This window comes from Halopseudomonas pachastrellae (genome assembly GCF_900114765.1).
Taxonomy (GTDB): Bacteria; Pseudomonadota; Gammaproteobacteria; order Pseudomonadales; family Pseudomonadaceae; genus Halopseudomonas; species Halopseudomonas pachastrellae.
On the sequence record NZ_FOUD01000002.1, the window covers coordinates 177,742 to 188,791 of the forward strand.

The 11,050-nt window shown below is 64.7% G+C and carries 11 protein-coding genes; 3 read left to right on the forward strand and 8 right to left on the reverse strand.

What is annotated here, in order from left to right; all coding sequences use genetic code 11:
- Positions 1-2 precede the first annotated feature (2 nt).
- The 6 genes from BM116_RS02525 to BM116_RS02550 form a co-directional block, all read right to left on the reverse strand.
- The gene (locus tag BM116_RS02525) at positions 3-401 is read right to left on the reverse strand and encodes a type IV pilin protein (protein WP_083726131.1); all 399 of its coding nucleotides are present in this window, start codon (positions 399-401) and stop codon (positions 3-5) included.
- Complete coding sequence (locus tag BM116_RS02530; protein ID WP_083726129.1) at positions 398-3,253, reverse strand: PilC/PilY family type IV pilus protein; 2,856 nt, start codon at positions 3,251-3,253, stop codon at positions 398-400. Before BM116_RS02530 ends, BM116_RS02525 begins: the two co-directional genes overlap by 4 nt.
- A complete protein-coding gene (locus BM116_RS02535) occupies positions 3,234-3,692 on the reverse strand; it encodes a pilus assembly PilX family protein (RefSeq protein ID WP_083726127.1) in 459 nt (152 codons plus the stop codon). The genes BM116_RS02530 and BM116_RS02535 overlap by 20 nt, the downstream gene beginning before the upstream one ends.
- A 9-nt stretch (positions 3,693-3,701) precedes the next feature.
- On the reverse strand, positions 3,702-4,460 hold the full coding sequence (locus BM116_RS02540; RefSeq protein WP_083726125.1) for a PilW family protein: 759 nt from the start codon (positions 4,458-4,460) through the stop codon (positions 3,702-3,704).
- Positions 4,457-4,924 carry a type IV pilus modification protein PilV gene (pilV, locus tag BM116_RS02545; protein ID WP_083726123.1) on the reverse strand — a complete coding sequence of 156 codons (468 nt, stop codon included), beginning with the start codon at positions 4,922-4,924 and terminating at the stop codon, positions 4,457-4,459. The genes BM116_RS02540 and pilV overlap by 4 nt, the downstream gene beginning before the upstream one ends.
- 182 nt (positions 4,925-5,106) lie before the next feature.
- Positions 5,107-6,072, reverse strand: a complete 966-nt coding sequence (locus BM116_RS02550; protein WP_083726121.1) for a 2-hydroxyacid dehydrogenase — start codon at positions 6,070-6,072, stop codon at positions 5,107-5,109.
- Between the two features lie 65 nt (positions 6,073-6,137).
- Between BM116_RS02550 and BM116_RS02555 the strand changes: the two genes are divergently transcribed.
- Positions 6,138-6,770, forward strand: a complete 633-nt coding sequence (locus tag BM116_RS02555; protein WP_083726119.1) for a LysE family translocator — start codon at positions 6,138-6,140, stop codon at positions 6,768-6,770.
- Positions 6,771-6,782: 12 nt separating this feature from the next.
- On the opposite strand, the gene hemH is transcribed toward BM116_RS02555, so the two are convergent.
- Positions 6,783-7,805, reverse strand: a complete 1,023-nt coding sequence (gene hemH / locus BM116_RS02560) for a ferrochelatase (RefSeq protein WP_083726117.1) — start codon at positions 7,803-7,805, stop codon at positions 6,783-6,785.
- Between the two features lie 27 nt (positions 7,806-7,832).
- Entirely contained in the window at positions 7,833-8,735 is a 903-nt protein-coding gene (locus BM116_RS02565) for a TIGR01777 family oxidoreductase (RefSeq protein WP_083726115.1), read from the reverse strand.
- A 223-nt stretch (positions 8,736-8,958) separates the two neighbouring features.
- On the opposite strand from BM116_RS02565, the gene BM116_RS02570 reads away from it, so the two are divergent.
- Positions 8,959-9,933 (forward strand): NAD(P)/FAD-dependent oxidoreductase, encoded by a 975-nt coding sequence (locus BM116_RS02570; RefSeq protein WP_083726113.1) that lies wholly within the window; start codon positions 8,959-8,961, stop codon positions 9,931-9,933.
- A 135-nt stretch (positions 9,934-10,068) separates the two neighbouring features.
- The gene (locus tag BM116_RS02575; RefSeq protein ID WP_083726111.1) at positions 10,069-11,034 is read left to right on the forward strand and encodes a YbgA family protein; all 966 of its coding nucleotides are present in this window, start codon (positions 10,069-10,071) and stop codon (positions 11,032-11,034) included.
- Positions 11,035-11,050: the final 16 nt, after the last annotated feature.

An 11,050-nucleotide genomic window follows, 5' to 3' on the forward strand; every position in this document is an offset into this window, starting at 1 on the left:
GGTCAGCGCCGCCAGCAGCGCACGTCGGCCGGCGTACGCTGCCCCAACTGATTGAGCGCCAGCACGGCGCAGACATCACCGGCCATCAACCCTCCCGGCACCGCCTGGGCACGCAGCACAAAGCGCTCCTCATAACGCTCCACACTCAGCTGAAAAACCGCAGCCCCCTGCGCCGGACTCTGCTGCCACAAGCCGTCGACTGTCCCCTCGTCGTAGCTGCCGGTGCTCGCATAGTGATGCTCAAGGCGTTGGGCATTATCCAGCAGCAAACCACTGACCTCAGCCCGCTGCCCCTTGCGAACATGCTCCTGGTAACCGGGGTAGGCAATAGCCGCCAGCAGGCCAACAATCGCGACTACCACCATCAGCTCCAGCAAGGTAAAGCCGCACGCGCGTTTCATAGCAATTGCCGCCAGTGAATCCGCGCAAACACGCAGCGCCCGCCGCCGGCCAGCAGCGTGCTGCCTTCACTGCCCTGCAGCAGGTAGTGCTCGCTCTCGCAGCCGGGCAGCGCCACCTCCGGGTCTGCCTCCGCGCGCAGTACCTGCGGCAGACCAGGCAAGCCGATATCCAGCTCGATGCCGACCACGCCAATGTCTGCGTCATTAACCTGCAGATCAGCGTTGCCATCCAGACTGGCGAAAGGCGGCGCCAAACCGGTATCCAGCGCCAGTGACAGCAGCCAGCCGCTGCTCTGATGGCGACAGGGGTCTGCGGCGCTGCGGCGCGGGATCAGCGTGCTGAACAGCACCCGGCTACCCACGACCGTTGCCGCCTCGACCACCCGCTCGGCGCTGACCGGGTGAACCGGCAGCGGCACATACCAGCCCGCCTGCTGCTGCCAGTCCAGCGCAGCACCATCCACTCTCCGGACATTGACCGTATCGCCCTGCTGCAGATTGCGCTGCGCCAGATCAGCCACGCCCAGCGTTCGCCCTGAGGGCGCAAGGCGCAGCGCATAGATTGCCTGCTGCTCACGGCTTTGCGCATCGCCCTGGGCCAGCAGGCGGCCACTGCCAAATAGCAACAGTGGCGCTCTGGCCGGCGTACTGAGGTGCAGCAGCGGCGCAGCCGTCAGTGGCTGGCCAAGCGGGGCGGCAAACAACGGCGCGCTGCGGTTGATCACCTGCCAGTGCTGCGGATCATCCGCGCTCAGATCAAAGCCCCACAGCTGCCCATGCAGGTCACCGGCGTACGCTGCCACTACGTTTTCACCGGCATCACGCTGCAGGGTCACGGCAGACAAGCCGTTGGCCTCGGGCGTGCCCGCTCTGGAAGGCAGGTCCAGCTGCCTGAGCAGTTCGCCGGTTTCGGCATCCAGCACCAGCAAACTGGCCAGGCCCGTAGCGCTGCCGTAGCCGTTGCCGGTGATCAGCAGCGCTCGCCCGGCCTTGTTGAATACCTGCGGGGCGGCGTAGACATGGCCAAGCGCTTGCCAGTCCGGCAGCGCGGCGTCCACTTCCCAGAGCGCGCCAAGGGCGTTGCCGGCATCAGTCTGGTCATACAGCCGCACGGCAAACAGCCCTTTGCCGCCGGCACCCAATCCGGCCACGGCCAGCGTGCTCCAGCCTGCCGACAGGCGCGCATCAGTCAGCGCGATCTGGCCGTCCACCCCGGAGTGATGCCCGTACCCTGCACCGTAGGCCGGGGCGGCCCAATGCTCCAGGTTGCCCTGCACGGCCGCAGGCAAGTAGGCGTAGCGGTGCAGACCGCCCGCCTCGAACAAATGCAGGAAGCCGTCATTGGCGCCCACCAAGAGCAGATCACCCAAAGCCCGGCGTTGCTGCAGATAGGCGTGGTAGTCCGCCTCCTCGCTGGCCAACAGGGGCGCCCCGGCCATCAAAAGCCTAGGCGCGCTGCGCACGCTGTCGCCCAGCAGGCGGGTGCGTTCGCGCAGCCCCTGCACCGGCACGCCACGCGCCCAATCGAGCAACTGTTGTCCGGCGTTGGCGCCATGCAAGCCAAGCCCCGTGGCCATCGCCAGTAGCTGCTGTTGCTGGGCAAGCGCCAGCGCGGTAAACCCTGCGCCACGCAAGGTCACCGGGCCTGCTGGCTGCAGCCCATCAGCCTGGCGCCAGCTCTGGTATCGACCGCGCAGCCCGCCCGGTACAAACTGGCTGTCGCTGCGCCAGATCACGCCCTGCTCTGCCCCACTTTTGTCCAGCGCCAGCAGCTCCAGCTCCCCGCTCCAGTCGCGGGCATGGTATTGCGAGCGCACGCGCAGGCGGCCAGCGCTCAAGGTCTGGCCGTCCAGCGTCGCTGCCGAAACAAAGCCGCTATGCGCGCCAACCTCCCCCACAATGCGCCCCAGCGCATCGGACAACCCGCCGGCGTCGGCAACGCTCAGGTAGCGGCCACCGCCAGCCCGCGCCGCAGCGCGCAAACGCGGGTCATCAATGGCAAAGCCAAGGGTGTAGGTGCGCAGGTTTTGCGCTGGATAGGCCGGGTCGTCCCAGCTCTGCCCGGCCGCATCCACGCCGCCCTGACGCAGGTCGAGCGCCCGGGCAAAGGCCGCCATATCATCCAGATAAAAGGTGCTTCCCGGGTCCTGCAGGCTTGCACCGGACGTATCATTGCTGGCGTCGCCATCCCAGTCCGGCAGGTGCCAGTTGCCGGGCACATGCGGGTTCTGACCAGCCGGTTCCTGCTGCGACGAGGCGGGGAAGTCACTGTCGTGGGTTGGCAGTCCGTCGGTCAGCACAACTGCCGCATTGGCCTGACAGCGCCACTGCAAAGGGCTCTGGTAACGGGGTGCGGAGGGCTCGTAGAAGGACGACATGCCGCGCAGGTAGCGGCTGATTTCATAGTGGGTTTCGGCCAGCGGCGTCCAGGTGTACAGGTCCGGGTCATTGCCGGCTGCGGGGTTCAGGTTGGCAATGGCCTGCTCCAGCCGTTGCAGGTGCTGCAGGCCGGCTGCGTCATGCCCAATCCCGTCAACGGGCATCAGCAGTCGTCCGCCGGCCGTGTCACGCTGCGCCCCCGCCCCCGAGGCCGGGTTGAAGGCAAACAGGCCAAACCGCAGATCCCGATGCTGGTGCAGCAGCTGAGTGGCGGCCTCCTGCATCACTGCCAACCGGGTTCGCCCGCCTGCGCTGTTGAGCACCATGCTGGAGGAGTTATCCAGCAGCAGGACCACATTGGCCGGTGCGGCGCTACGCGAGCTCACCGGGCCGCTGATCGGCTGAAAGGCCAGTGCCGCAGCGGGCACAGCGCTCAGTAGCAACGTTGCCAGCTTATTGGTAGGCCAGTGCATACACAGCCTCCAGTTCGGTGCGACGCCGCCCGGTTTCACTGCGCACGCTAAGCCGGTACACCTGCGACTCAGCGCTGCTGTGCAGGTGGGCCGGTATCGCACTGGCGCCCAACCAGTCGACTCGATAGGCCACCGTCACCTCGGTCGCGGCCGAGGCAAGGCTTTGCCAACCCGCATCGGCCAGATTGCAATCAGCTGCGCTACAGGGCTGACCGGGCAGGTCCAGCTCCTGCGCGCGAATCTGCGCCTCCAGCGTGCGCAATGCGCTTTCGGCAGCTTGAAAGCCGAGTTGGCGCTGCGCCAGATTGGCAACCTGCCGCTGCTGATGAGTAGCGCCGCGCACTGCAGCATGCGCGCCCACCACCATCAGCAGCAGAAACACCAGGCTGATCAGCAACGCGGCGCCCTGCTGTCGCCGTAACGAAAGTGGCCTGCTCATATCTCTCCCTTATTGATCAGGTCGGTTGCGCAGGCGCGTAACCTGCGTAAAGCGCTGCGTGAGAAGGCGCCCGGCCTGCGGGCTGCCCGGATTGTCACTGAGCGCCAGGCTTACCCGCACACTGCGCAGCCGGGGCTGCTCCCCGGGCGTGAGCATTGGCTGGTAGCGGCCGCCGGCATCAGGCAGGGCTGCATCGCTCGCCAGGGCAAACTGCACGCGAAAATCCACCACCTGCTCAATCAGCGTTTCAAAGTTGCCGCTGCCATTGAGGCGTACCTGCACCCGATCATCCTGCTGGCGGTATTCCAGCTGACGCAGCGCCAGCAGCCAGTCACCGGGCTGCAACTGCACCGTGTCTTCGGTGATGCTTACCCGGTCCCGGCAATTACCGGCCACCAGCCAGCGCGCGCCAAAGGTGCCGGGGCGATAGGTGGTGGCTGCGTCAGCCTGAACCCTGACCGGCAAGGCGGTAACGATCTGCAGTACACCGCCCTGATAGCTGACGGGTTGGGCCAGCGGCTCCGGCAACGCCAGACCAGAGCCGAGCTGCAGGTCGAGACAGCCCTCACTGCCTGCTGCGCGCAGATCAGTAGCCAAACGCCCCATCAGATAGCGCGCATCCTCCTGCAACTGATTACCGTGGCGTAGCAACAGCAGACTGTCGCGACTACCCAGCAAGGTCTGCATCAGCGCCATGGTCAGCAGCAGCCCAAGCGCCATGGACACCAGCAGTTCGACCAGACCAAAGCCGCTCAGCCGGCCCCTCACGGCAGCTCCCCGATATGCACATCAAGCTGCAGGCTGGCAGGCCCCTGCTCGCTGATACGCGCCTGCGACCAGCGCACCAGTACCCGCGCCACGCCCTGCTCTACCGTTACCCGCGCCTCGCCGCCGGGCAGTTGGCAGGTCACGGCGCTGGCAAAGTCGGCGCGGTCCTGTTGCAGCAAGGGCAGGTTTTCTGCGGCCTGCTCCGGGCAGTCACCGCTAGCCGTCATGGCATACAGCGGCAAGGCGCCACGATTGGCGCGCATGCGCTCTAGCAGATCGTTGGTAATCAGCAGCGCTTGGGCACGGTGCGCGCTATCGGCGCTGAAGCGCAGGGCATTGAGCTGCAAGCCAATGGCGCCTAACACGCCCAAGGTGGTGAGCAGCAACGCCACCAGCACTTCAAGCAGCGAAAAACCGCGCTGGGCCGGCGGGTCGCAGGCGGTGGAGGAGTGATTGGCCGGCATAAGGCAGGTCCTGTGCCAAAGGACCTGCGCAGCAATGCCTGCAGGCCCGGTTCCGTGGCGGATCAGCCGGACTGCAGGTACCCGGCGAACGTCATCCGATGACGCTGTTCACCGTAAAAGGCAGCACCCACGCGACCACCACCCTTCTGGGTGAGGGCCGCTGCCAAGGTGTGAGGAAGTTATCAGATGCCGACTTGGCGCGGGGCTTGGCCGCTGACAAAGCCGAGCAGATTGTCAAGCAGTTGCCCAACAATGCGCTGGCGCGCTTCGCGACTGCCCCAGGCGCTGTGCGGCGTAATCACCAGATTCGGCACATCAGTATCAAGCAACGGATTGCCATCGACCGGCGGCTCAACCGTCAGCACATCACAGGCCGCGCCACCCAGGTGCCCGGAGCGCAGCGCCGCCGCCAGCGCCGCCTCATTGACCAGCCCGCCGCGCCCGGCGTTGATCACCAGGCTGCCCGGCTTCATCAACGCCAGCTCAGGCGCGCCGATCAGATCCCGCGTTGCCTCGGTCAACGGGCAATGCAGGCTGAGCACATCAATCTCTGGCAGAAACTGCTCAAGTGCCGGGCGCCCTTCACGCTCACGCCCAGGCAGCGCGCCCACCAGCACACGCATGCCAAAGGCCTCGGCCAGCCGGCCCACTGCCTGCCCCAGCTCGCCGTAGCCAAGAATACCCAGGGTGCGGCCAGACAGTTCGCCGATCGGGTAGTCCAGCAGACAGAACTGCTCGCTGCGCTGCCAGGCGCCGTCGCGCACCGCCTGACGGTAGGATTCGAAGCGGGTAATCAGCACCAGCATCAACATCAGGGTGTGCTGCGCCACCGCCGGGGTACCGTAGGCCTGACAGTTGCACACCACGATCCCCTGCTCTCGCGCGGCCTGGAGGTCGACATTATTGGTGCCGGTTGCGGCAATCAGGATCAGCTTGAGCTGCGGATTGGCCTGCATCAGCGCGCGGTCAATCACCACCTTGTTGGTAATCACCACCTGCTGGCCCTGCAAGCGCTCGCTGACCTCGCTGGCAGCGGTGCGTGGATAACTGGTGAAAACGCCTGCGGCACCTTCCAGCGCACTCAGGTCCAGGTCGCCCTGGTCGAGGCTGGCGCGATCGAGAAAAACAGTGGAGAGAGCTTCTTGCATGCTGGCTGTACCTGTATTGCAGGGAGACGGCGCAGTATAATCGCCCGCCCTCAGGAGGACCTGCAATGTATTGGAATGAATTTGCGCTGGTGGCATTGGTCCACCTGCTCGCGGTGGTCAGCCCCGGACCGGATTTTGCAGTGGTTATTCGCAACAGCGTCAGCGCCGGGCACCGCGCCGGCCTGTACACCGCAATCGGCGTTGGCAGCGCCATTTTCCTGCACGTGACCTACTCGTTGCTGGGCATTGGCCTGATTGTGTCGCAGTCGGTCTGGCTGTTCAATCTGCTGAAGCTGGTCGCCGGCGCCTATCTGCTCTATATCGGTTTTCGCGCCTTGCGCGCCCAGCCGGCCTCAGCCGACCAGCAGGTCAGCAAGCAACGCAGCATGAGCGCCGCGCAAGCGTTTCGTCAGGGCTTTATCACCAACGGCCTGAACCCCAAGGCGACGCTGTTCTTTCTGTCACTGTTCACCGTGGTCATCAGCCATGACACACCGCTGCTGGTGCAAGCTGGCTATGGCGTCTATACGGCGGTAGCAACAGGCGCATGGTTCTGCCTGGTGGCTCTGCTGTTCAGCCGCGATGCGGTGCGTCGCGGCTTTCATCGCATGGGTCACTGGTTCGACCGGATGATGGGCGGCGTGCTGATCGCACTGGGGCTGCATCTGGCCCTGTCACAGTGGTTCAAGCGCGGCTGAGCCGCGCCAACCTCAGGCTTGCACGGGCGTGTTGCGCGCCCAGTCGGCAAGCACCTTGACCCATTGAGGGTCATCATTCAGACAGGGGATCAGCACCAGCTCTTCCCCGCCGGCCGCGACAAACTGCTCGCGAGCACGGTCACCAATCTCCTCCAGCGTCTCGATGCAGTCGGCCACAAAGGCCGGGCACGCTACCAGCAACCGTTTGACGCCCTGGGCTGCCAGCTCATCGATGCGATTTTCAGTGTAGGGTTCGATCCACTTGTCACGCCCCAGGCGAGACTGAAAAGCCATTGAACATTGCTCTGGCGCCAGCTCCAGGCGGGCCGCAAGTTCGCGGCTGACGTAGCTGCAGTGCGCGCGATAGCAGGTGGCGTGGGCAGCAGAAGCGCGTTCGCAGCAGTCGCCGGACGCCAGACAGTGTGCCCCCGTCGGGTCGGCCTTGCGCAGGTGTCGCTCGGGCAAGCCGTGGTAGCTCAGCAGCAGGTGATCAAACCCCTGCGCCAGATAGGGCCGCATGCTGTCGGCCAGCGCTGCGAGATAATCAGGTCGGTCATAAAACGCCGGTACGACGTTCAAGCGAATGTCCAGACCATGCTGTTTGATCACCCGCTGCGCCTCGTGCACCGAGGTGGTGATGGTGCTGTCAGCATGCTGCGGGTACTGCGGCATGAACAACACCTCGCGTATCCCCGGCCGGGCCGCCAGCGCCAGCAGCCCCTGCTCGATGGACGGCTCGCCGTAGCGCATCGCCAGCTCCACCGGCATATCCAGTTGTTGCTGCAGCGCCTGCTGCACCCGCCGGCTGATCACCAGCAAGGGCGAGCCGTCCTCCCACCAGATTGAGGCGTAGGCATGCGCCGAGGCCTTGGGACGCGTGAGCAATATCAGGCTGACCAGCAGCCGGCGCGCCGGCCAGGGCAGATCTACCACATAGGGGTCCATCAGAAACTGATTCAGATAGCGCCGCACATCGGCAACCTGAGTGCTCTTTGGCGAGCCCAGATTAACCAGCAAAACCCCACGTTCAGACATTCACTCACTCCAACGGATCAACAACCATCATTTTTGCTTTTGCAGCACTTGAGCCAGTGCGGTCTCAAGATGCGGGTAACGAAACACAAATCCTTCCTGCTCTGCCTTGGCCGGCAGCGCCCGCTGCCCGGTCAGCAGCAACCGCGACATCTCGCCCAACGCCAGCTTCAGCACCGGAGCCGGTGCCGGCAACACCGCTGGCCGGCCAAGCGCCTTGCCCAGCTCACGGCTGAACTCCCGGTTGGTCACCGGCGTCGGCGCGGTACCGTTATACACCCCGCGACAATCGGGGCGCTCTACCAGCCATTGCAACAGCGCCTCCACATCACTGTGGTGCACCCAGGGCATGTACTGCCGCCCGGAACCCAGCGGGCCGCCCAGCCCGAGGCTAAAGGGCAGACGCATACGCTGCAAAAAGCCGCCATCAGGCGCCAGCACCAAGCCAATACGCAACACGCAAACCCGCATACCATAAGACGCCGCGCGCCGCGCCGCCGCCTCCCAGGCATCGCACAGGGTGTGGGTGTATTCTACCTTCGCCGGGCTGGCCTCGGTCAGCGGCGTATCGCCGCCATCACCGTACCAACCCACCGCCGACGCCGTAACCAGCACCTCGGGGCGCTGCGCGCGCTGGCCAAGCCATTGCACCAATTGCTCGGTCAGCGTCACCCGGCTCTGCCATAGCAGCGCTTTGCGCTCGGCGCTCCAGCGCCGATCCGCCACAGGGGCACCAGCCAGGTTGATAACGCCATCCAGCGGGCTGTCATCCAGTTGCTCCAGGCTGGCCACACCGCGCACCTGTGCGCCGCACAGGGCCGCAACCTCACCGGGGCGACGGCTCCAGACCGACACCTGATGCCCTGCCGCTACCAGTTGGCGGCACAGCTGCCGCCCGATCAGACCGGTACCGCCGGTCAGCAATAGATTCATATGGACTCCCTGTCGTCAGTACTTCGAGCCGCCACACTATGACCTGACAGGCCACGGGGCAAGCACGGGCACGCCAAACTGCCAAATGGACAACATGCGAGACAGCGGCGACACCAACGACGTATAAATTTTTATACAAACAACCTATCAATGTATAGCTTTTCCTGTTCCGCCGGGGTAAAACGGCCCCATACAGCGACCCTGAACAGGACAAAATCACATTATGAGCGTAGCCGTAATTGGCGCCGGCATCGCCGGTATCAGTGCCGCCCGACACCTACACGAGGCCGGCATCAGTGTCGACATCTTCGACAAGAGCCGGGGCAGCGGCGGCCGCATGAGCAGCAAGCGCACCGAGCAGGGTGAATTTGATGTCGGCACCCAGTACTTCACCGCTCGAAACAGCGCCTTCCGCGCTGCCGTCGAACACTGGCAGGAGCAAGGCTGGGTTGCCACCTGGCAGCCGCGCTTGTATCGGATTGATGAGCAGGGCCTGCACCGCTCGGACGATGACCAGCCGCGCTATGTCGGCACCCCGCGTATGACCGCGCTAAGTCGCGGCCTGATCGGGGATATACCGCTACACAGCGCCACCCGTATCGCTGAGCTGCAGCAGGTAGAGGCTGGCTGGCTGCTGGTGGACACCGACGCGCAAACCTATGGCCCCTATCAGCAGGTCATCGTTGCCACCCCCGCCCCTCAGGCAGTGCCTTTACTGGAGTCCGCGCCGGCGCTGGCCAATGCTGCCAGGCAGGCGCAGATGGAGCCGGGCTGGGCCGTCTCGGTCGGCTTTGACGTTCCACTGGCCATCGATCTGGACGCTGCCTTCGTGCGCTGCGGCCCGCTCGACTGGGTCTGTGCCAACCACAGCAAGCCCGGGCGCAGTGAGGCAGCAAACTGGGTACTGCAATCCACGCCCGCGTGGGCGAATGATCACCTGGATACCCCGGCGCAGGAGGTTGCAGAGCACCTGGTCGACGCCCTGGCAAAGGCGCTTGGCATTACACTGCCGGCCACCCGCTTCCTGCACGCCCACCGCTGGCTCTACGCCCGCCCCGGCGAAGACCGCGAGTGGGGCGCACTGGCAGCCCCCGAGCTGAACCTGTACGCCTGCGGTGACTGGTGCCAGTCCGGCCGTCTTGAAGGCGCCTGGCTGAGCGGCCGCGAGGCCGCACAGGTACTGCTCGGCAAGCGCTGAGCAGTCAGCTTTGCAGCACCAAATCAGTACAACTGGTATCAACTGACAGACGAAAGGCGAAAAAACTTATACAAAAATAACCAAATCAGTCTTATCCTTGTACAAAAGCGATTCAAGCTGTACAGGAGATAAGCCATGCGATCTACCAATTCTGCGCGCATCCCCGTCGGCATCAGCCAATGCCTGATTGGCGACCCGGTCCGTTTCAACGCTGGCCACAAGCATTCGCGCCTGTGCACCGAGCAACTGGGCGCGCTGTTTGAGCTGCGCCCCTTCTGCCCTGAAGTTGCCATTGGCCTGGGTACGCCGCGCAAGCCAATCCGCCTTGCCGGCGACCCGGCAGCCCCCCGCGCCGTTGGCACGGTGGATCACACCCTCGACGTGACCGACGCCCTGCAGCAATACGCCGACGATGTATCGGTTTTGTGCGAGGAGCTGTGCGGCTTTATCTTCATGCAGAAATCACCCAGCTGCGGTATGGAGCGGGTCAAGGTTTACGAGCCCAACGGCCACCCTGCGCCGGCAACCGGCCAGGGCATCTTCGCCGCTCGCCTGATGCAGACCAATCCGCTGCTGCCCGTTGAAGAAGAGGGTCGCCTGAATGATCCGGTGCTGCGCGAGAACTTCGTCAACCGCGTCATCGTTTACTCGCACTGGCAGCAACTGCTGCGCGAGGAGCTCAGCCCCAGCCGTCTGCTGGCGTTTCACGCACGCCACAAGTATCTGCTGATGGCGCACCAGTCACCCAGCTACCGCAAAATGGGGCAGATGCTGGCCAACCCGGGTCGCGGCGCCGCCTTGCGCGACACCGCCGATGCCTACTTCGCTGAACTGATGGCCGCACTGCGGCGTCCCGCCAGTCGCCGCGGGCACAGCAACGTACTGCAACACGTGGCCGGACACTTCAAGAAGGTACTCAACCCGCCGGAAAAGGCAGAGCTGCAGCAACTGATCAACCACTACCGCAGCGGTATCGTGCCGCTTGTTGTGCCGGTCACCCTGCTGCAGCATCACCTGCTGCGTCACCCCGACCCTTACCTGCAGCAACAGGCCTATCTGCAACCGCATCCGCCCGAACTCAGCCTGCGCAACGCGATATGAAGATGAATAACCTGAC